The 20,943-nt window shown below is 68.5% G+C and carries 18 protein-coding genes; 11 read left to right on the top strand and 7 right to left on the bottom strand.

Going from position 1 to position 20,943, the window contains the following annotated elements:
• Positions 1-142: 142 nt before the first annotated feature.
• Both glnA (SD455_RS14645) and SD455_RS14650 read left to right on the top strand, forming a co-directional pair.
• Positions 143-1,483: a type I glutamate--ammonia ligase gene (gene glnA / locus SD455_RS14645; protein WP_085437316.1), complete on the top strand. Its 1,341-nt coding sequence runs from the start codon at positions 143-145 to the stop codon at positions 1,481-1,483.
• A 16-nt stretch (positions 1,484-1,499) separates the two neighbouring features.
• Entirely contained in the window at positions 1,500-4,571 is a 3,072-nt protein-coding gene (locus SD455_RS14650; RefSeq protein ID WP_445508557.1) for a bifunctional [glutamine synthetase] adenylyltransferase/[glutamine synthetase]-adenylyl-L-tyrosine phosphorylase, read from the top strand.
• Positions 4,572-4,608: 37 nt separating this feature from the next.
• Here the strand turns inward: SD455_RS14650 and SD455_RS14655 are convergent, their stop codons facing one another.
• The 3 genes from SD455_RS14655 to glnA (SD455_RS14665) all read right to left on the bottom strand — a co-directional run bounded on the left by SD455_RS14655 (position 4,609) and on the right by glnA (SD455_RS14665) (position 7,915).
• Complete coding sequence (locus SD455_RS14655; protein WP_445508558.1) at positions 4,609-5,601, bottom strand: LLM class flavin-dependent oxidoreductase; 993 nt, start codon at positions 5,599-5,601, stop codon at positions 4,609-4,611.
• Positions 5,602-5,710: 109 nt separating this feature from the next.
• Positions 5,711-6,262 (bottom strand): maleylpyruvate isomerase family mycothiol-dependent enzyme, encoded by a 552-nt coding sequence (locus SD455_RS14660; RefSeq protein ID WP_070162424.1) that lies wholly within the window; start codon positions 6,260-6,262, stop codon positions 5,711-5,713.
• Between the two features lie 228 nt (positions 6,263-6,490).
• On the bottom strand, positions 6,491-7,915 hold the full coding sequence (gene glnA / locus SD455_RS14665) for a type I glutamate--ammonia ligase (RefSeq protein WP_070162426.1): 1,425 nt from the start codon (positions 7,913-7,915) through the stop codon (positions 6,491-6,493).
• Positions 7,916-8,286: 371 nt separating this feature from the next.
• On the opposite strand from glnA (SD455_RS14665), the gene SD455_RS14670 reads away from it, so the two are divergent.
• Positions 8,287-8,724, top strand: coding sequence for an RDD family protein (locus SD455_RS14670; protein ID WP_237089991.1), 438 nt, complete (start codon positions 8,287-8,289; stop codon positions 8,722-8,724).
• Here the strand turns inward: SD455_RS14670 and SD455_RS14675 are convergent.
• Genes SD455_RS14675 through SD455_RS14685 form a run of 3 tightly spaced genes read right to left on the bottom strand, consistent with a single transcriptional unit; the run spans position 8,698 to position 11,419 of the window.
• On the bottom strand, positions 8,698-9,720 hold the full coding sequence (locus SD455_RS14675) for a COX15/CtaA family protein (protein ID WP_070162428.1): 1,023 nt from the start codon (positions 9,718-9,720) through the stop codon (positions 8,698-8,700). The genes SD455_RS14670 and SD455_RS14675 overlap by 27 nt on opposite strands.
• A complete protein-coding gene (locus SD455_RS14680; RefSeq protein ID WP_085437310.1) occupies positions 9,711-10,475 on the bottom strand; it encodes an ABC transporter permease in 765 nt (254 codons plus the stop codon). The genes SD455_RS14675 and SD455_RS14680 overlap by 10 nt, the downstream gene beginning before the upstream one ends.
• A complete protein-coding gene (locus SD455_RS14685; RefSeq protein WP_237089990.1) occupies positions 10,472-11,419 on the bottom strand; it encodes an ABC transporter ATP-binding protein in 948 nt (315 codons plus the stop codon). The genes SD455_RS14680 and SD455_RS14685 overlap by 4 nt, the downstream gene beginning before the upstream one ends.
• Positions 11,420-11,579: 160 nt before the next feature.
• On the opposite strand from SD455_RS14685, the gene SD455_RS14690 reads away from it, so the two are divergent.
• The 7 genes from SD455_RS14690 to SD455_RS14720 all read left to right on the top strand — a co-directional run bounded on the left by SD455_RS14690 (position 11,580) and on the right by SD455_RS14720 (position 18,420).
• Positions 11,580-12,440 (top strand): helix-turn-helix transcriptional regulator, encoded by an 861-nt coding sequence (locus SD455_RS14690; protein WP_070162431.1) that lies wholly within the window; start codon positions 11,580-11,582, stop codon positions 12,438-12,440.
• Complete coding sequence (gene sufB / locus SD455_RS14695) at positions 12,437-13,894, top strand: Fe-S cluster assembly protein SufB (protein ID WP_070162433.1); 1,458 nt, start codon at positions 12,437-12,439, stop codon at positions 13,892-13,894. The genes SD455_RS14690 and sufB overlap by 4 nt, the downstream gene beginning before the upstream one ends.
• Positions 13,895-14,010: 116 nt before the next feature.
• On the top strand, positions 14,011-15,300 hold the full coding sequence (gene sufD, locus SD455_RS14700) for a Fe-S cluster assembly protein SufD (RefSeq protein WP_070162435.1): 1,290 nt from the start codon (positions 14,011-14,013) through the stop codon (positions 15,298-15,300).
• A gap of 81 nt (positions 15,301-15,381) precedes the next feature.
• Positions 15,382-16,140 (top strand): Fe-S cluster assembly ATPase SufC, encoded by a 759-nt coding sequence (gene sufC, locus SD455_RS14705; RefSeq protein WP_070162438.1) that lies wholly within the window; start codon positions 15,382-15,384, stop codon positions 16,138-16,140.
• Between the two features lie 28 nt (positions 16,141-16,168).
• Positions 16,169-17,530 (top strand): SufS family cysteine desulfurase, encoded by a 1,362-nt coding sequence (locus SD455_RS14710; protein ID WP_311024391.1) that lies wholly within the window; start codon positions 16,169-16,171, stop codon positions 17,528-17,530.
• Positions 17,523-18,014 (top strand): Fe-S cluster assembly sulfur transfer protein SufU, encoded by a 492-nt coding sequence (sufU, locus tag SD455_RS14715; protein ID WP_070162441.1) that lies wholly within the window; start codon positions 17,523-17,525, stop codon positions 18,012-18,014. Before SD455_RS14710 ends, sufU begins: the two co-directional genes overlap by 8 nt.
• 73 nt (positions 18,015-18,087) lie before the next feature.
• Positions 18,088-18,420, top strand: coding sequence for a metal-sulfur cluster assembly factor (locus SD455_RS14720; protein ID WP_070162443.1), 333 nt, complete (start codon positions 18,088-18,090; stop codon positions 18,418-18,420).
• Between the two features lie 4 nt (positions 18,421-18,424).
• On the opposite strand, the gene SD455_RS14725 is transcribed toward SD455_RS14720, so the two are convergent.
• Entirely contained in the window at positions 18,425-19,234 is an 810-nt protein-coding gene (locus tag SD455_RS14725) for an energy-coupling factor ABC transporter ATP-binding protein (RefSeq protein ID WP_311024390.1), read from the bottom strand.
• Positions 19,235-19,294: 60 nt separating this feature from the next.
• On the opposite strand from SD455_RS14725, the gene SD455_RS14730 reads away from it, so the two are divergent.
• Positions 19,295-20,893, top strand: a complete 1,599-nt coding sequence (locus tag SD455_RS14730; protein WP_085437308.1) for an ABC-F family ATP-binding cassette domain-containing protein — start codon at positions 19,295-19,297, stop codon at positions 20,891-20,893.
• Positions 20,894-20,943 lie beyond the last annotated feature (50 nt).

Genomic DNA, 20,943 nt, shown 5'->3' on the forward strand with positions numbered 1-20,943 from the left:
CAGGCTAGCGCCTTCTGCCGGCGAGCCGGCATGAGGGTCGGCGAACCCCGAACCGCACCCAGGATGGCCCCGACGTGGGCGAAGACTTGGGTAGAGTGGGAGCGGCGAGACACCCACGCACGGCAGAGAGGCTGCAGCGAGCATGGATCGACAGCAGGAATTCGTACTGCGCACCATCGAGGAACGGGACGTGCGCTTCGTGCGTCTGTGGTTCACCGACGTCGTGGGCGCGCTGAAGTCGGTCGCCCTGGCGCCCGCCGAAGTGGAAGGCGTCTTCAGCGAAGGGCTGGGCTTCGACGGTTCCTCCATCGAGGGACTCTCCCGCGTCTTCGAGTCGGACATGCTGCTGAAGCCCGACCCTTCGAGCTTCCAGATCCTGCCGTGGCGGGGCGAGGATGAGCCCACCTCCCGGATGTTCTGCGACATCCTCACGCCGGACCAGGAGCCGGCCGCCGCTGACCCGCGCTCCGTGCTGCGCCGACAGCTCGACACCGCCGCGGAGATGGGCTTCACCTGCTACACCCACCCGGAGATCGAGTTCTACCTGCTCGACTCCGACGAGGTCGACGCGGACGGCTACCCCGTGCCGGTGGACCGGGCAGGATACTTCGACCACGTGACCGGCAGCGTCTCCCAGGACTTCCGCCGCCATGTGGTCTCCATGCTGGAGGCCGTGGGGATCTCGGTGGAGTTCAGCCATCACGAGGCCGGACCCGGCCAGAACGAGATCGACCTCCGCTACGCGGACGCGTTGACCACGGCGGACAACATCATGACCTTCCGCACGGTGATCAAGGAGGTCGCCGTGATGCAGGGCAAATACGCGACCTTCATGCCCAAGCCCTTCGCCGAGCACCCCGGCTCGGGCATGCACACGCACTTCGGCCTCTTCGAGGGCGACACGAACGCGTTCTTCGCGCCGAACGCCGAGTTCAACCTCTCCACCATCGCCCGGCAGTTCATCGCCGGTGTGCTCACCCACGCACCGGAGTTCACGGCGGTGACCAACCAGTTCGTGAACTCCTACAAGCGCCTCTGGGGCGGGGGAGAGGCGCCGTCGCACGTCTCCTGGGGGCACAACAACCGGTCGGCCCTCATGCGGGTGCCGCTGTACAAGCCCACCAAGGGCGGCTCTGCGCGGGTGGAGTTCCGTGGCATCGACTCCTCCGCCAACCCCTACCTCGCCTACGCGGTCGTGCTGGGTGCCGGGCTGAAGGGCATCCAGGAGGAGTACCAGCTGGCGGAGGCGATCACTGAGGACGTGTGGTCTCTGACCACCCCGGAGCGCAAGGCACTGGGCATCAAGCCGTTGCCCGGCACGCTGCACGATGCGATCCGCCAGATGGAGGACTCCGAGCTCGTGGCGGAGATCCTCGGCGAGCAGGTCTTCGAGAACTTCCTGCGCAACAAGCAGCAGGAATGGGACGAGTACCGGATCAACGTCTCGCCCTTCGAGATCAACCGATACCTGGGCATGATCTGAGACCGGCCGGACGAGCATGAGCACACCGTCCACACGCGACCTGATCGCCGCCGGCTTCGACGAGCTGGACCGAGCTGCGGCCTTCCTGCAGGACGATCAGCTGCGGACGATCGGCAGGCCGGAACTCCTGGGCACGCTGAGGCGGGCCCCCGATGCCGATCAGGCCCTGCTGCTGCTCATCCGGCTGCTCGAGCAGGCACCGGACGTCCTCGCGCTGTTCGAGGAGGTCAGCGACGGCCACCATCCGCAGGCGGTCCCGCTGATCCGGCTCCTGGGCGCCTCGAGGGCGCTCGGCGAGTTCCTGGTGCGCCGCCCTGACGCGGTGCGCGTGGTGTTCGATCACCGGGAGGAGGCGGATCTTCCATCCCCCGATGGTCGGCCGCGGGTCGACGACGCTGAGAACCTCCGGCGGGTCCTGCTCGAAGAGGTGCGCGCGGACCCCGGGTCAGAGACGCCGGTGGCCCGCCTGGATGACGGGTTCACGGCCCGCGACGCCGCGGTCGCCCTGCGAGTTGCCTATCGTGGCCTGCTCACCGCCGTGGCTCTGCGTGACCTCACCGCGGCGGACCCGCTGGCCTATCAGCCGCTGGTCTCCCAGCAGTTGGCAGACCTGGCGGCCGCGGCCGTCGAGGCCGCCCTCGCCGTGACTCGGGCGGAGCTGGTGGAGCGTCACGGCCCGATCGCCCAGCAGGTGGAGCTCGCGGTCATCGGGATGGGCAAATGCGGGGCCCGCGAGCTGAACTACATCTCCGACGTGGACGTCGTCTTCGTCCATCGCGGGCCGGAGGACGTGGACGACGCGCAGGTCAGCTCGATCGCCGGAGGGCTGGCCGGAGGCATCTCCAAGGTCATCAACTCCTCGGCGCCGGAACCAGGGCTGTGGGAGGTCGATGCGAATCTGCGGCCCGAGGGCAAGGACGGCCCGCTCACCCGCACCCTGGAGTCCCATGTGGAGTACTACAAGCGGTGGGCCCACGGCTGGGAGTTCCAGGCGCTGCTCAAGGCGCGCCCCATCGCCGGCAGCCAGGCATTGGGCGAGGCCTACATCACCACGCTGTGGCCGCTGGTGTGGAGCTCCTCGCAGCAGCCGGAGTTCGTGGAGAACGTCCAGCGCATGCGCCGGCGGGTCTTCGAACACATCCCTGCCGAGCATGTGGACCGGGAGATCAAACTCGGCCGTGGAGGGCTGCGTGACATCGAGTTCACGGTGCAGCTGCTGCAGCTGGTCCATGGACGCGTGGACGAGGAGCTGCACGTCCGGGACACGCTGACCGCCATCCGGGCGCTCGGAGAGGGCGAGTACATGGCCAGCCGGGACCAGGAGGCCATGTCCCGCTGCTACCGACAGCTGCGGCTCTACGAGCACCGGATCCAGATGTCGAACATGCGACGCACGCATCTGATGCCCAGGAGGGAGCCGGAGCTCCGCGCCCTCGCCCATGCTGTGCGGCCGCCGCAGGCTGACCGACGGGATTCCGCTGAGGACCTGCTCAAGGCGTGGCGCAGCGTGGTGCGTGAGGTGGCGAGCTTCCACGAGACGATCTTCTACCGTCCGCTGCTTTCGACCACTGCGGTGCTCTCCGACGAGGAGGTCCGCCTGTCGTCCCAGGCCGCACAGGACCGGCTCGCCGCCTTGGGGTACTCGGACACCTCCGGCGCTATGCGGCATATCGAGGCGCTCACCGCGGGAGTCACCCGGCGTGCGACGCTGCAGCGCCGCATCCTGCCGATGATGCTGGGCTGGTTCGCCGAAGGGGTGGATCCCGACGCCGGACTGCTGGCCTTCCGGAGGCTCAGCGAGTCCCTGGGCACGAGCCCCTGGTATCTGACGATGCTGCGGGACTCCTCGGTGGCCGCCGAGCGGCTGTGCCACATCCTCACCAGCTCCCGCTTCATCTCCGACCTGTTGGAGCACTCGCCGGAGTCGAGCCGGTGGCTGGGTGACGACTCTGCGCTGCGACCGCTGAGCTTCGAGTCGCTGTGGACGGAGATCCGAAATCAGCTGGCCCGGCATGAGGGGGACGCGTCCACCGCGGTCCGGCTCACCCGACTGGTGCGTCAGCGCGAGGTGCTTCGGATCGCAATCGCCGACGCCGCCGGGCTGCTGGAGCTGGACGAGGTGGGCCGTGCGCTCTCCGACGTCGACAGGGCCGCGACCCTGGGCGCCCTGCACGTGGCCGAGCGGGAGGTCTTTGCCGAGCAGGGCGAGCACGTCAAGTTCCTCGTGGTCGCCATGGGACGGCAGGGTGGCCAGGAGATCTCCTACGGGTCGGACATGGACGCCATGTTCGTGCACCGCGCCGTCGAGGGGGCGGACCCGACCGTCGCCGATGAGCAGGCCCGGCGTCTGGCGACACGGCTGACCGCTCTGCTCTCCCAGTCGGTGAAGCCGCCGGTGCGTGGGGAGGACCCCCTGAAGCTCGACGCCGATCTCCGGCCCGAGGGCAAGACCGGCCCGATCTCCCGGACCCTGGAGTCCTTCCGCGAGTACTACCGGCGGTGGATGGACGTCTGGGAACGCCAGGCGCTGCTGCGAGCCCGTCCCATCGCCGGCTGCGACGAGCTGGCGGCCGACGTCATGGAGCTGGTGGATGAGGTCCGCTACGCCCCGGCCCCCTCCGAGTCCGAGGTGCGGGAGATCCGGCGGATCAAGGCCCGGGTCGAATCGGAGCGCCTTCCCCGTGGAGCCGACCCGTCCCGTCATGTGAAGCTGGGCCGCGGCGGTCTCTCCGACGTGGAATGGCTGGCCCAGCTGCTCCAGCTGCAGCATGCCTATGAGCACCCGGAGCTCCGGGTGACGAACACGCTGGACACCCTCGAGGTGCTGGTTCAGCATGAGCTGCTGGCGGCAGAGGACGCCGCCGTGCTGGCCGAGGCCTGGAGGCTGTGCACCCGAGCCAGGGCCGCCATGAAGGTGTGGAGCGGACGGACCTCGGACGTACTGCCCTCATCGCGCCGGGACCTGGAGGCCGTGGCCCGCTGGTGCGGCTTCGACGCCGGTTCCGCAGCCGCCTTCGAGGAACACTATCTGCGTACGACGCGGCGCTGCCGGCAGGTCTACGAGAGGCTCTTCTACGAAGACGTCTGACGGACCCCGAGGGTCGGACGTCGAGAACCCGGCACCGTCATGCGGTCGGGGAGAGGAGCTCCAAAGTGCGGTGCTGGACGTCCTCCTCGGGTGCGAGGTTGACCAGCATCAGCTCGTCGGCCTGGACCTCCTCGGCCAGGCGGTCCAGCCAGGCGATGACCTCTGCTCCTGTGCCGGCCACGGTGCGTGAGAGCATGTCGAGCACCTGCTGACCTGCCGGATGGTCACGGAGCATGATGACGTCGTCGTCCGTCAACTTCCGGTTTCGGCCGAGCATGCTGCGGATCCAGGAGTCTTCGGCGGCCCGGCGCTGGGCCCGGGCCGCGTCGGCGTCGTCGTGGGCGATCACATTGGCCGCGGCGATGAAGTGCGGGCGGGCCTCGGGGCCGAGCAGCGACCGGGTGGCGTCGAAGGTGGACCGGTAGAGATCCGCGGCCTGGGTCAGCATCTGCGGGGCGAAGTGGGAGGCGAAGGCATAGGGCAGCCCGAGCTTGGCGGCCAGCTGGGCGCCGAACAGGGAAGACCCGAGGATATAGAGGGGGACGTCGGTGCCGTCCCCCGGGTAGGCCCGGACCCCGGGGATGCGGGAGTATCCGGACAGATAGCCGTTGAGCTCCATGATGTCGGACTCGAACCGGTCGGACTCGGTGCCGTCGCGGCGCAGCGCCCGCATGGTCGCGCCGTCGGTGCCTGGGGCCCGACCCAGTCCGAGGTCGATCCGCCCGGGGAAGAGAGTCTCCAGCATGCCGAACTGCTCGGCGATGACCAGGGGAGTGTGGTTGGGCAGCATGATGCCGCCGGAGCCGACGCGGAGGTTCTCGGTGGCCGCGGCGATGTGCTGGATCATCAGTGAGGTCGCCGAGGAGGCGATGTGGGGCATGTTGTGATGCTCGGCGAACCAGAGCCGGGTGTAGCCCAGGCCGTCGGCGGTGCGTGCCAGTCGGCGGCTGCGGGCGATGCCGTCTGCGATCGTCTCCGGGGACCGGACGGTCGCCAGATCCAGCAGGGACAGGGGACGGGATGCAGGCACAGCGGCTCCTCGGCGGTTCCGGACGGACGGGTGCGCTGACCCGTGTCAGCGCTCACCGGATCCAACAGGGGCGCGGCGGCACGTCATCCCGGATTCGCTGAGAGCATGATCACCAGGCGCGTCGGCCGAGCCGGGCCAGGAACGTGGTCTGCTCATCGGCGTCCTGGGGAGGTTCCAGCGGTGGGGCGCAGACTCCTTCGGCGTGGAGCATCTCGCCGAACCCGTCGGCGACGGCCGACGCCCAACGGACGTCCTCGGGAGGCAGCGCCTCCGGCAAGCCGGCGGCACGGGAGAGGTCCCAGCGGTGGACGAGCAGGTCGAAGCACAGGAACGAGTCGACGGAGGTCTCCCAGGGCATCTGCCCGGCGATTCCGTCGATCACCTGCGTGGCGCGGTCGGGGTCCCCGAGCTGTTCCTGGACCGCGGCGATCACGACGTCCAGGGCCTCGACGGGGGCTTCGACGGCATCAGGCACGTTCTGCGGAACGGCATCGGCGAAACCGAGCTGCATCAGGTGCGCCTCGATGACGTGGGCGACGACGTCGTGTGCGGTCCAGCCCTGGCAGGGTGAGGGAGCGTCCCACCGGCCCGGGGGCACGGAGGCGGCGGTGCTCCTGAAGTCGGCGGCGAGCCGGGCGTGACGGGCGGCGATCTCTGACATGGTGTCGGCCTCCTGCGGCCTTCGGGATGTGGTGGCCGCTGGTCGTCGGGCGTCGGGTATGCCCACAGACCTTAGTGGCGGGCGGAGGTCTGTGGCCAGGGCGTATGGCCGTGGGTCCCGGCACCGTGGGCAGAGGGGCGCCCACCGCAGCGCACGCGAAAGGCCCCGTGGGGGACAGCCTGGCAGCTGCCGCCCACGGGGCCTTCGACGTCGACCTGAGTCTGCGGGTCAGACCGAGTAGTAGAGCTCGAACTCGTGCGGGTTCGGGCGCAGGTTCAGCGGCTCGATCTCCTGCTCACGCTTGTAGGCGATCCAGGTCTTGACGATCTCCTCGGTGAACACCCCGCCCTCGAGCAGGAACTCGTAGTCGTTCTCCAGAGCCTCCAGCGCCTCATCCAGCGAGCCGGGGGCCTGAGGGATGGTCGCCAGCTCCTCGGGCGGCAGCTCGTAGAGGTCCTTGTCGACCGGCTCGTGGGGCTCGATGCGGTTGCGGATGCCGTCCAGGCCGGCCATCATCTGCGCGGCGAAGGCCAGGTACGGGTTCCCCGAGGCGTCCGGAGCGCGGAACTCGAGGCGCTTCGCCTTCGGGTTTGCCCCGGTGATCGGGATGCGGATCGAGGCGGAACGGTTGCCCTGCGAGTACACGAGGGAGACCGGGGCCTCATAGCCCTTGACCAGTCGCTTGTAGGAGTTCACCGTCGGGTTGGTGAACGCCAGGACCGCATGGGCGTGCTTGAGCAGGCCACCGATGTACCACCGCGCGGTGTCGGAGAGGTTCGCGTAGCCCTTCTCGTCGAAGAACAGCGGCTCGCCGTCCTTCCAGAGGGACTGGTGGCAGTGCATGCCCGAGCCGTTCTCCTCGAAGACGGGCTTCGGCATGAACGTGGCCGACTTGCCGAACTGGTCGGCGGTGTTCTTCACGACGTACTTGAACTTCTGGACGTCGTCGGCGGCGTGGACCAGCGTGTTGAACTTGTAGTTGATCTCCTGCTGGCCCGGAGCGGCGACCTCGTGGTGGGAACGCTCGACCTCGAGGCCGGCGTTGTCCATCGCGATGCAGATCGCGTCACGGAGGTCGGCGCTCTTGTCCTGCGGCGAGACCGGGAAGTACCCGCCCTTGGTGGCGAGCTTGTGGCCCAGGTTGCCGCCTGCGAGCTCCTCGGCCGACTTCCAGTTGGCCTCGTCGGAGTCGACCGAGTAGAAGGAGGCCTGCGGCGAGGACTGCCACTTCACATCGTCGAAGAGGAAGAACTCGGCCTCAGCACCGAAGAAGGCGGTGTCGGCGATGCCGGAGGAAGCCAGGTACTCCTCGGCCTTCTGCGCGACGCCGCGCGGGTCGCGGACGTAGGGCTCGCCGGTGCGCGGGTTCACGATGGAGAAGTTCATCGCCAGGGTCTTCTCGACGCGGTACTCGTCGATGAAGGCGGTGGCGACATCCGGGATGAGCTGCATGTCAGACTCTTCGATGCCCTGGAACCCGCGGATCGAGGAGCCGTCGAACAGCTGCCCGTTCTCGAAGAAGTCGAGGTCGACGGTCTTCGCCGGGACGTTGAAGTGGTGCTGGCTGCCGGGGAGGTCCGTGAACCGGATGTCGACGAAGCGGACATCCTCCTCCTGGATGAACTTCAGGACTTCTTCGGGGTTGCTGAACATGCGTCCTTGCTCCTATGGATATCGTGCTGGACACCGGGCGGACCCGGTCTGCGTTGTTCACCCTAGCCGGATCGGCACAGGTGTGTGGGACCGATCACCGTCGATGACCTGATCCGGCGGGGGGTGCACCGGGGTCGTGCCGTCGTGATGGCCGGTCCGCGTCACCTGAGCCGTGGGCCGAGGCTCACGCTCTGGAGTCCACGCTAGGCAGGCGGGGTTTCTCGACCATCACGCAAATGTTTCAGCCATGTAACTTAAGTCGCTCATCCCCGTCGGTCAGTCCCGCCCGGAGAGCGTCCTCGCCCGTAGAATGGTGGGTTGGAGTCCGTCGGCAGACATGTTGCCGACGGCCCGTCGAGCAGAGGAGATCCGTGGCAGACAGCCGAGACGCGCGCCCTGGTGGTTCCGAGCCCTCCGGGGAGGGGGCCGGAGACAGCTGGCCGGGGGAACGCCTGGGCCTTCCGGAGGACGGCCCAGGCAGCCTGGCCCCGTTCGGGCGCCGGGTGCTGGCTCTGCTGATCGACTGGGGGATCGCGCTGCTGATCTCCACCGTCTGGTTCGCCGGCGACCCGGTGGTGACCCTGCTGATCTTCGCCGCAATGCACATCATCCTGGTGGGTCTGCTCGGGGTGACCATCGGCAAACGACTGGTCCGCATCCAGGTGGTGCGCGGCACTCGGGCCCCGGGCCCGCTCTGGTCGGCCGTACGCACGGGGCTGCTGGTGGTGATCCTCCCGGCGATCCTCTTCGGGCCCGACGGGCGCGCCGTCCATGACCGTGTGTCAGGAACCGTTCAGCTCAGGATGTGACCGTCGACCTCGGTGTTCACCGGGGGCCGAGGCCTGCGTCGGGGCCCCGCGATCCAGGCCGCGGGTCCGATACGGGGCCCGCAGCCTGTCCACCAGGACGATCGCCGCGGCGATGAGCACGGCGGAGCCGAGCATGTGCAGCAGGACGAGCAGGATGGGGAGTCCGGTGAAGTGCTGGACATAGCCGATGGTGGCCTGGCCCAGGATCACGCCGACCAACCACCAGGTGGCCTTCCGCTGAGCAGGGGACGCCTGGTGCCGGAGCTGCCGGACCAGGATGGCCAGCGTCGCCGCGCACAGCACCCACACCGGGATCGTGTGGAGGCGGGTGACCAGGTCCGGGTCGAAACCGTGCCGGGGGGCGCCCGGGTCTCCGGCGTGAGGGCCTGTGCCCGTGACGATCGTGCCCAGGACGACGGCGATCCAGCTGGCGCCCAGCAGGACCGGAGCCATCGCGGAGCTGACGGAGTCCACTGGCCCGTCCACGAGGGGACGTCCGGCCTCACCGTCGTGTCGGAGCTCCAGGTTCACTCGATGCAGCAGCTGGGCGGCGAGCATGACGAGGACCGAGGACAGCACGAAGTGCAGGCCCACCACCCACGGGTTGAGGTTCGTCCAGACGGTGATGCCGCCGATCACGCCCTGCAGCGGAATGCCCAGGCCGATCAGCAGCGACCGGACGACGAGTGGACGGTGGCTGTCCCAGAGCCGGACGATCGCCAAGAACATGGCCATGCTGATGGCGATGAGCACGTAGGTGAGCAGCCGATTGCCGAACTCGATCGCACCGTGGATGCCCATCTCGGGGGTGGAGACCCAGGACTCGGGGGTGCAGCGGGGCCACTCCGGACATCCGAGGCCCGAGTCGGTGAGCCGCACGGCGCCGCCGGTGACCATGATGCCGATGTTGGACACCAGGGTGGCGATCGCCAGGATCCGCGTCATGGTCGTGATACGGGTGGGGAGTCGGCGGGTCAGGGAATCGGTCAGCGCCATTGGAACCACCTTCGTGCGGCGAGGACGGCGAGCACGGACCAGCCCGCCAGGACGAGAGCAGGGACCGGGGCCAGTGCCCCGTCGATGGAAGCGGCGCGCAGGCCCTCGCCCAGCGCCGCGGAGGGGAGCAGGAGCAGCAGGGCGCCCGGTCCGTCATGGTCGAGCGGGAACACGGTGCCTCCGGCGGCCCCCAGCAGAACCCACAGGATGTTGGTCAGTGCGAGTGTCGCCTCTGCTCGCACCGTGCCGGCCAGCAGCAGGCCCAGCGCAGTGAAGGCGGTGGCACCCAGGACGAGGACCAGCGACAGCCACGCCAGGCCTCCGGGGTCAGGCTGCCAGCCCAGCATCAGTCCTGCCGCCCCGATGACGACCACCTGGATGACCACGACGCAGACGACGGCCACGGCCTTGCCGAGGATCAGGCCGGTCGGCCCGAGCGGAGTGGTGGACAGATAGGCCAGCACCCCGTACTGCCGTTCGAAGCCGGCCGCGATGCCCTGTCCGGTGAAGGCAGAGGCCATCACGGACAGTGCGAGCACCCCGGGGGTGATGACATCGATCCCGGGCACGCTGAGGCCTCCGGCGGTCGTACCGGAGACGATGTCCAGACGGTGCGCTCCGATGAGCACCAACACAGGAAGGATGATCGAGACCAGCAGCTGTTCGCCGTTGCGCAGCGTGTTGCGGGTCTCGTAGAAGCCATGGGCGAGGATGCGCCGGCTCGCCGGAGCGGGGCGGGAGAGCGGCGGGGTCATGAGACGGAGACCTCCCAGAAGACGTCCTCGAGGGTGCGGGCCTCGAAGGAGACCTCGCCGGGCATCAGATCGATCTGGCGCCACCAGTCCGTGAGACGGTGGAGATCCTGGGGGCCACTGATGCCTCCGGCGGCCCACCGGGCTCCGGGCTCGTTGTCCGCCCCGCCGTCGAGGCTCATCGGCGTCGGAGCCGCCTCGAGCTCGGCACGGGTCAACGTGCGGGGCGAGACGAAGATCAGCCGCCGGCTGCGCCCGTCGTCGGTGAGCTCGGCCACGGTGCCGTGCCGCACGACGACGCCGTCCTTGAGGATGTGCACCGAATCGGCCAGGCGTTGGGCCTCCTCCAGCAGATGGGTGGTCAGCACGATGCCCAGCCCACGGTCCCGCAGATGCGTGACCAGCTCGAAGACGGTCTGCCGCGACTGTGGATCCAGGCCGGCCGACGGTTCGTCCAGGAAGACGGCCTCCGGGCGGCCGATGAGGCTGGCGGCCAGGGCGACGCGCTGCCGCTGCCCGCCGGAGAGGCGGCGCACGGTGGTGCCCATGAATCCGGACATGTCCAGGCGGTCCACCAGGTCCTGAAGCGGCCAGGGGTCCGCGTGGAGCCGGGCGACGTGTTCGAGCAGCACCTTCGGTCGCACCGACTGGGGGAGGCCGCCGTCCTGGAGCATGACGCCGACCCGGGCGCGCAGCCCAGCCCCGGCCCGCCAGGGGTCCTCGCCCAGCAGGGAGACCGTGCCCTGGGAGGGTCGCAGCAGGCCTTGCGCGCAGCCCAGTGCGGTGGTCTTCCCCGCACCGTTGGGCCCCAGGAGGACGGTCACTTCGCCGCGGCGGGCGGTGAAGTCGACGCCGCGGAGGATCTCCTGCACACCGGTTGCGGACCGGGCGGAGCCGACCGCGTATCGGACCTGGCGCAGGCTGAGGCAGAGGGGATGCTGGGGCACCAGGACATTCTACATTTCTACAGGTTGTAGTAGAGGTCGAGGGTGCTGGAGGGTGGGAGGATGACATCCTGTGCCGGGGCTCGTGGACCCCGGCTGTGATCTGCATCAATGCAGGGTCGCCTTACTGGCACGCCTGTTTTGAATAAGTCATAATAGGATCATGTATTCGAGCCGGAGCTCCGCAGAGCCCGTGTCGGCGCAGGTCGACGCGGGTCGGGACGGCGACGGCACCACGCGTGAGCGGGTGCTGCAGCTCGTCGTGGAGGAGGGCCCCATCAGCGCTGCGGCGCTCGGGAGGCGCCTTGACCTCACGGCCGCCGCTGTACGCCGTCACCTCGACGCGATGACCGAGCAGGGCATCGTGGAGATCAAGAACGTCACCTCCCGTCGCAAGGGTGCCGGACGTCCTTCCCGACGCTACGTGATCTCGCAGGAGGGCCAGCAGGTACTCGGCGACGACTATCTCGGGTTGGCCCGGCGGGCTCTCGACGTGCTCGGCGACGCCGTCGGTGACGAGGCGCCCCGCGCGCTGGCAGAGGCCTACTTCGCCGGCCACGAGGATCGCTACCGCCAGCACCTGGCCGGCATCGACGACCTCGACGAGCGTGCGGAGAGGCTGGCCGAGCTCTTCAGCGAGGACGGGTTCGCCGGCTTCACCCGCAAAGTGGGCCGGGACAATCCGCTGCTGGCCATGCAGTCCACCCAGCTCTGTCAGGGACACTGCCCGGTGCGGGAAATAGCTGAGGCCCATCCGGTGTTCTGCGAGGAAGAGACCGAGATGATCTCTCGCCTGCTCGAAGTGGACGTCCGGCGGCTCTCGACGCAGGCCGCGGGAGCCCACGTCTGCACCACACACGTCCCGGTGGGCCGCGAGCGGCTCGCCGCCGAACAGCGGGCCCGACGTTCAGCGTCCGATGCCCCGCAGGACCCCACGACACGCACCGCCTCCGCAGGCAGCCGCCTGTCCGGCGGACGCAAGAGAATCGTCATCTCCCCCCGTCAACAAGAGAGGTTGTCATGACCGAGCAGATCCAGCGCACCGAGGACCCGGGCGTCATCTCTGAGATCCTGGAGAAGAATCCGGAGCTCAACGCGATCGGGGCCTATGAGTACGGCTGGTCCGACTCCGACGTCGCCGGCGCCAACGCCAAGCGCGGTCTCGACGAGGCCGTCGTCGCCGACATCTCCTCCAAGAAGGACGAGCCGGAGTGGATGCTCAAGCTGCGCAAGAAGGGCCTGAAGTACTTCGAGCGCAAGCCGCTGCCGATGTGGGGAGCCGACCTCTCTGAGATCGACTTCGACAACATCAAGTACTTCGTGCGCTCCACGGAGAAGCAGGCCCGCACCTGGGAGGACCTGCCCGAGGACATCCGCAACACCTATGAGAAGCTCGGCATCCCGGAGGCCGAGCGTGAGCGTCTGGTGGCCGGCGTGGCCGCCCAGTACGAGTCTGAGGTGGTCTACCACCAGATCCGTGAGGACCTGGAGGAGCAGGGCGTCATCTTCATGGACACCGACACCGCACTGAAGGAGCACCCGGAGTTCTTCGAGGAGTACTTCGGCTCCGTCATCCCGGTGGGCGACAACAAGTTCGCCGCCCTGAACACCGCGGTGTGGTCCGGCGGCTCCTTCGTCTACGTCCCCAAGGGCGTGCACGTCGAGATCCCGCTCCAGGCCTACTTCCGCATCAACACCGAGAACATGGGTCAGTTCGAGCGAACCCTGATCATCGCCGACGAGGACTCCTACGTCCACTACATCGAGGGCTGCACCGCCCCGATCTATGACACCGACTCGCTGCACTCGGCGGTCGTGGAGATCGTGGTCAAGAAGAACGCCCGCGTGCGCTACACGACCATCCAGAACTGGTCGAACAACGTGTACAACCTGGTCACCAAGCGCGCCGTCGTCGACGCCGGCGGCACCATGGAGTGGATCGACGGAAACATCGGTTCCAAGGTCACCATGAAGTACCCCGCGGTCTACCTGACCGGTGAGCACGCCAAGGGTGAGACCCTCTCTGTGGCCTTCGCCGGCGAGGGTCAGCACCAGGACACCGGCTCCAAGATGGTCCACATGGCGCCGCACACCTCGAGCTCCATCGTCTCGAAGTCGGTGGCCCGCAACGGTGGGCGCGCCTCCTACCGCGGCCTGGTCCAGGTCAACGAGGGAGCCGAGCACTCGGCGAACTCCGTGGTGTGTGACGCCCTGCTGGTGGACACGATCTCAAAGACCGACACCTACCCGTACATCGACATCCGCGAGGACGACGTGACCCTCGGGCACGAGGCCACCGTCTCCAAGGTCTCCGAGGACCAGCTGTTCTACCTCATGGCCCGCGGGCTGGCCGAGGACGAGGCCATGGCGATGATCGTGCGCGGCTTCATCGAGCCGATCGCCCGGGAGCTGCCGATGGAGTACGCCCTCGAGCTGAACCGCCTCATCGAGCTGCAGATGGAAGGCTCGGTCGGCTGACCGGAGGCCTCATCGCCGTACGCACGGACACCCGCTCCGGGGGGAGCCCCCGGGGCGGGTCTCCGTGAGATCAGACTTCACCCACATCTCCACGACAGACAAGGGACGAGGAACAGATGACGAACACCCCCGCTGACCAGGCGGAGAAGGTCGCAGGAGTGGAGGTCGGCGAACGCCGCATCTCCATCCCCGGCATGACGGAGGAGGGCGAGAACCTCGCCGCTGAGACCAACCAGGCCGCTGAGCACAGCCACGGCGGGCTCGGTGAGACGAAGCAGCTGACCTCCGGCATCGGCTCCCGGGCCAACCGGCACACCGGATTCGACGTCGCCGGCTTCCCGCAGCCGAGCGGCCGTGAGGAGGAGTGGCGCTTCACTCCGCTGAAGAAGCTGACCGGCGTGCTGACCGACGAGGCAGGTCAGGCCGACGCCGCGGAGCACCGCGTCACCGCCTCCGAGGACGTCGTCGTCTCCTCGCTGGCCCAGGGGATCGCTCCGCGCGACAGCGTCCTGCAGCCGGCGGACCGCGCAGCCGCCGTCGCGGCCAAGAACGTCGACGACGCGCTGCACGTCAGCGTGCCGGCCGACGTCGAGGTCGCGGAGCCGATCCGCGTGGACATCACCGGGGCGGGCGCCGGACGTCGCGCCAACAGCCACATCGTGCTGCAGGCCGGGACCCACGCGAAGGCGGTGTTCGTGCTCGAGCACCGCGGCAGCGCGGCCTTCAACGGCAACGTGGAGGTGATCGTTGGCGACGGCGCCGACGTGAAGGTGATCTCCCTGCAGCGCTGGGACGACGACGCCGTCCACGTCGGACAGCACGACGCCGAGGTCGGTCGCGACGCGTCCTACAAGCACGTCGCCGTGTCGCTGGGCGGCGCAGTCATCCGCCTCAACACCAACTTCCGCTACGCCGCCGAGGGTGCGGAGGCGGAGATGTACGGCCTGTACTTCGCCGATGCCGGTCAGCACATTGAGCACCGGACGTTCGTGGACCACAACTCGCCGCGGAACACGTCCAACGTCCTGTACAAGGGCGCTCTCCAGGGCGCCTCGGCCCGCACCGTGTGGGTGGGTGACGTGCTCATCCGCAAGGAGGCCGTGGGGACCGACTCCTACGAGAAGAACCAGAATCTGGTGCTCACCGACGGAGCCCGCGCGGACTCGGTGCCGAACCTGGAGATCGAGACCGGCGTCATCGAGGGGGCCGGGCACGCCTCCTCCACCGGACGGTTCGACGAGAACCACCTCTTCTACCTCATGGCCCGGGGCATCCCGGAGAAGGAGGCCCGCCAGCTGGTGGTCCGTGGCTTCCTGAACGAGATCATCCAGAAGATCGGTGTGTCCAGCATCGAGGACTCTCTCCAGGAGGACCTGGAGAACGAGCTGGAGATCGCCGGCTTCTGAGCATCGCCGGGCGCGCGCCCGGACTGCCCCACCCGCTTGACACTGACGCTTCACGACACAGCAAAGGACGACGGACACGACATGTCTACTCTCGAGATCAAGGACCTCCACGTCTCCATCGAGACCGAGCAGGGCACCAAGGAGATCCTCAAGGGCGTCTCCCTGACCATCACCTCCGGTGAGATCCACGCCATCATGGGCCCCAACGGCTCCGGCAAGTCCACCCTGGCCGCCACCATCGCCGGGCACCCCCGCTACGAGGTGACCTCCGGGTCCATCACCCTCGACGGCGAGGACGTCCTGGAGATGGGCGTGGACGAGCGCGCCCAGGCCGGCCTGTTCCTGGCCATGCAGTACCCGGTGGAGGTCCCTGGTGTGACCATGACCAACTTCCTGCGCACCGCGAAGACCGCCCTGGACGGCGAGGCGCCGAAGCTCCGCACCTGGACCAAGGAGGTCCGCGAGGCGATGGAGCAGCTGAAGATCGACGCCGACTTCGCCAGCCGCAACGTCAACGAGGGCTTCTCCGGCGGTGAGAAGAAGCGCGTGGAGATCCTGCAGCTGGAGCTGTTCAAGCCGAAGTTCGCCGTCCTGGACGAGACCGACTCGGGTCTGGACATCGACGCCCTGCGCGTGGTCTCCGAGGGCGTCAACCGCGCCCATGAGGCCAACGGCATGGGCACCATGCTCATCACGCACTACACCCGCATCCTCAACTACATCAAGCCCGACCACGTCCACGTGTTCATCGACGGGCGCGTCGCCGAGCACGGTGGGCCGGAGCTCGCTGATGAGCTGGAGGAGAAGGGCTACGACCGCTTCCTCGCGGCCACCGCCTGAGACGACCATCTCGAGAGGCACTGATCCCATGACCGCTGCTCACCCGCAGCCCGCGCCGGCCGCCGGCTCCGCCCGCTCCCTGAGCGCGGCGGAGCTGGCGGCCGTCCGTGCGGACTTCCCGCTGCTGGAGCGCACCGTGCGTGACGGGCGGCCGCTGGTCTACCTGGACACCGCGGCGACCGCGCAGAAGCCCCGTGCTGTGCTCGAGGCGGAACGGCACTTCTACGAGCGCACCAACGCCGCTGTCCACCGCGGCGCCCATCAGGTCGCCGAAGAGGCCACAGAGGTCTACGAGGCGGCTCGAGCCGCCGTCGCCGGCTTCGTCGGGGCCGACGAGGACGAGATCGTGTGGACCAAGAACGCCACCGAGGCGCTCAACCTGGTCAGCCACGGCTTCCTCAGCGCCACGCTGGACGCCCGGCTCGGACGCGGCGAATCCGCGACGTCGGAGCGCTTCGCCCTCGCGGAAGGTGACGAGATCGTGGTCACCGAGGCCGAGCACCACGCGAACCTGGTGCCCTGGCAGCAGCTCGCCGCACGGACCGGAGCCACGCTGCGGTGGATCGGCCTCACGGATGAGGGCCGCCTGGATCCGGAGACGTTCTCCGTGATCACCGAGCGCACCCGAATCGTGGCGCTGACGCACGCCTCCAACGTCACCGGCGCGATCAGCCCTGTGGCCGACGTCGTCGCGCACGCGCGGCGCGTCGGCGCCGTCGTGGTGCTGGATGCCTGCCAGTCCGCAGCCCACCTGCCGTTGGACGTCCACGGTCTCGACGTCGACTTCGCCGCGTTCTCCGGGCACAAGATGCTCGCTCCCACCGGTGTGGGCGTCCTGTACGGTCGCCGTGAGCTGCTGGAGCTCCTGCCGCCGTTCATCACCGGCGGATCGATGGTGGAGGTCGTCACCATGGAGACCACCACGTTCATGCCGCCGCCGAACCGTTTCGAAGCCGGCACGCAGATGGTCGCCCAGACCGTGGGGATGCACGCCGCTGTGGAGTATCTCCACGGTGTGGGTATGGAGTCCTTCGCCGCACATGAGGAGGAGCTGACCCGGCTGCTGCTCGACGGGATCGCCTCGGTCCCCGGTGTGCGGGTGCTGGGCCCCACGGATCCCGTCGACCGGCTCGCCGTGGTGGCCTTCGACGTCGAGGGGGTGCACCCGCACGATGTGGGCCAGGTGCTCGACGACGCCGGCATCGCCGTGCGCGTGGGACATCACTGTGCCCAGCCGGTGCATCGGCGGCTCGGCGTCCACGCCTCGGCCCGAGCCTCAGCCGGCGTCTACACCACGCCTGACGAGGTCGCGGCGTTCGTGGAGGCGCTGGGGCGTGTGAGGCCGTTCTTCGGCCTCGGGGGGAGCACCTCGGGAGGGCAGCATGGCTGACGCCCTGGAGCAGCTCTACCAACAGGTGATCCTCGACCACTCCCGGGAACGCCACGGGGCAGGTGCGCTGGAGAACTACGACGGCGAATCCTTCCAGGTCAACCCGACCTGCGGCGACGAGGCCCGGCTCTGGGTCAGGCTGGACTCCTCGGAGGACGGCACGGACCTGCGCATCGCGGGTCTGGGCTGGGAGGGCCACGGCTGCTCGATCTCCCAGGCCTCGCTGTCGGTCATGCATGACCTCGTCGACGGCACGCAGGTCTCGGAGGCCGAAGAGCTGGGGGAGACCTTCCGGGAGCTCATGCGTGGTCGAGGCCGCCCCTTGGCGGACGAGGAACGACAGGAGAGGCTGGAGGACGCCTCGGCCTTCGTGGGCGTCGCGAAGTATCCGGCGCGCATCAAGTGCGCCCTGCTGGGCTGGATGGCGCTGCACGACGCCCTGCTGCAGGCGCGCGTCTCCCGCACGCCGAGCACCGAAGACTGACACCCCGGCCGGACAGGCCGGGCATACATGGCGACACCGTGGCGTTACGCCATCGAAGGAAGGAGTGCGGACCATGAGTGAGACCCCGACCGCCGAGCGGACACCGCTCGAAGACATCGAAGAGGCCCTCAAAGAGGTCATCGACCCGGAGCTGGGCATCAACGTCGTCGACCTGGGCCTGCTCTACGGCCTGAACTACGCCGAGGACGGCGCCCTGGTCATCGACATGACCCTCACCACCGCCGCCTGCCCGCTGACCGACGTCCTGGAGGACCAGGTCGGCCAGCACGTGGGCACCATGGTGGACGAGTGGCGGCTCAACTGGGTGTGGATGCCGCCGTGGGGGCCGGAGAAGATCACCGAGGACGGCCGCGAGCAGATGCGGGCCCTCGGCTTCAACATCTGAGCCTTCAGCGGCCCTCAGGCTCCTGCAGGGCGAGTCGGCGGTAGCGAGCGATCGCTGCCGCCGGCTCGTCGTCGTCCACGAGCCGCCCGTGATCGAATACGAGGACCCGGTCCGCCTGGGCCGCGAACTCCAGATCATGGGTGGCCAGCAGCAGGGGCACCTGCAGCTCGAGCAGGCGGCGGCGGAACTCTGCGGCATTGCGCAGATCCAGCAGTGTGGTGGGTTCGTCGGCGATCACCAGCTCGGGCTCAGTGGCCAGCACTCCGGCCAGGGCGACCTTCTGCCGCTCGCCGGAGGAGAGCTCGTAGACGCTCGACTCCGCCCGGTGTCCGAGTTCCAGCTGTGTCAGGATCTCCCGCATCCGGCGGGTGCGCTCGGCGCGGGACTTCACCGTCTCCCGCAGCGAGAACTCGATGTCCTCGCCCACCACCGGCATGATGATCTGCGCCTGCGGGTTCGCGAAGATGAACCCCGACCGCGGCACGGCCGGGGAGAAGCGGATCTCCCCGGCGGTGGGTGCGACCAGGCCCGCCACCAGCCGCAGCAGCGTGGACTTGCCGGAGCCGTTGGCCCCGACGACCGCGACCACCGGCTCGTCCAGGGTGAGGCTCAGCTCGTGGAGGATCGTCCGACGCGAGCCATCGGGCAGGTCCACGGCGACGTGGACGGCGTCGACCTCGGTGACCAGGCGCTGCGGGCCAGAGGCGGGGACCCGCGAGCCCGATTGGACAGCCTCGTTAGACTGTCCAGGGTGTGCCGGAGCGTCGGCGCCCTTCAGCGTGCTCCTCGTCGCTCCGTCCGTCATCTCAGCCATGTCTCGACTGCTGCTCCGATCTGCGGCGGTCCGCGTCTCTCCCAGGAAGGCCTGTCAACTGTGATCAGCGTATCGAACCTCGAGCTGCGAGCCGGCGCCCGTCTGCTCATGGACGAGGTGTCCTTCCGCATCGACGCCGGTGACAAGGTGGGTCTGGTGGGGCGCAACGGCGCGGGGAAGACCACCATGACCAAGGTGCTCGCCGGCCAGGCCCTGCCCGCGGCCGGTCACGTCGAGCGCACCGGGTCGATCGGGTACCTGCCCCAGGACCCCCGAGTGGAGAACATGGAGCAGCTCGCCCGCGACCGCATCCTCTCTGCGCGCGGTCTTGACGAGGTCGTGGCCAAGATGCGCCAGGCCGAGGAGCAGATGAGCTCCTCTGACGACGCCGTCCAGGCCCGGGCCATGAAGCGCTACTCCACCCTGGAGGCTCGGTTCGTGGCAGCCGGCGGCTACGCCGCAGAGTCTGAGGCGGCCACCATCTGTGCGAACCTCGACCTGCCGGAGCGCATCCTCACCCAGCCGTTGAAGACGCTCTCCGGCGGCCAGCGGCGGCGCGTGGAGCTGGCGCGGATCCTCTTCTCGGACGCCGACACCCTTCTTCTCGACGAGCCGACCAACCACCTGGACCAGGACTCCATCGTCTGGCTCCGGGACTACCTGCAGCACTTCTCGGGCGGATTCATCGTGATCTCCCACGACGTGGAGCTCATGGAGCGCACCGTCAACAAGGTGCTGTACCTGGATGCCAACCGGTGTGTGGTGGACGTCTACAACATGGGGTGGAAGAACTATCTCGTTCAGCGGGAGCAGGACGAGGCGCGACGCAAGCGCGAGTTCGCCAATGCCGAGAAGAAGGCCACGGCGCTGCGCTCCCAGGCGGAGAAGATGCGCGCCAAGGCCACCAAGGCGGTCGCTGCGCAGAACATGTTGAAGCGGGCCGACCGCATGATGGTCGGACTCGAAGGAGAGCGACAGGCGGACCGGGTGGCCAACATCCGCTTCCCGAAGCCGGCGTCCTGCGGCAAGACGCCGCTGTTCGCCGAAGGGCTCTCGAAGTCCTATGGCTCCCTGGAGATCTTCACCGGTGTGGACCTGGCGATCGACCGAGGCTCCCGGGTGGTCATCCTCGGCTACAACGGGGCAGGCAAGACCACACTGCTGCGCATGCTCGCCGGAGTCGCCCAGCCAGACTCCGGGGCTGTCATCCCTGGACACGGGCTCAAGCTGGGCTACTACGCCCAGGAGCACGACACCTTGGACACCGAACGCACCGTGTTGGAGAACATGAAGACCGCCGCACCGGAGCTGGCGGACACCGAGCAGCGCAAGATCCTGGGTTCGTTCCTGTTCTCCGGCGATGACGTCCACAAGCCGGCGGAGGTGCTCTCCGGCGGTGAGAAGACCCGTCTGGCCCTGGCCACCCTGGTCGCCTCCAGCGCCAACGTGCTGCTGCTCGACGAGCCCACGAACAACCTGGATCCCGCCTCCCGGGAGGAGATCCTGGCCGCGCTGCGGACCTACGAGGGCGCCGTCGTGCTGGTCACCCACGACGAGGGTGCGGTGGAGGCGCTGGATCCGGAGCGTGTGGTGCTGCTGCCCGACGGCGTCGAGGATCTCTACACCGCCGAATACCAGGACCTGGTCACCCTGGCCTGATCCTGGCTCCCCACAGCACAGGGCCGGGAGCGACGACTCATCGTCGCTCC

Source organism: Nesterenkonia sp. K-15-9-6, from assembly GCF_052656005.1.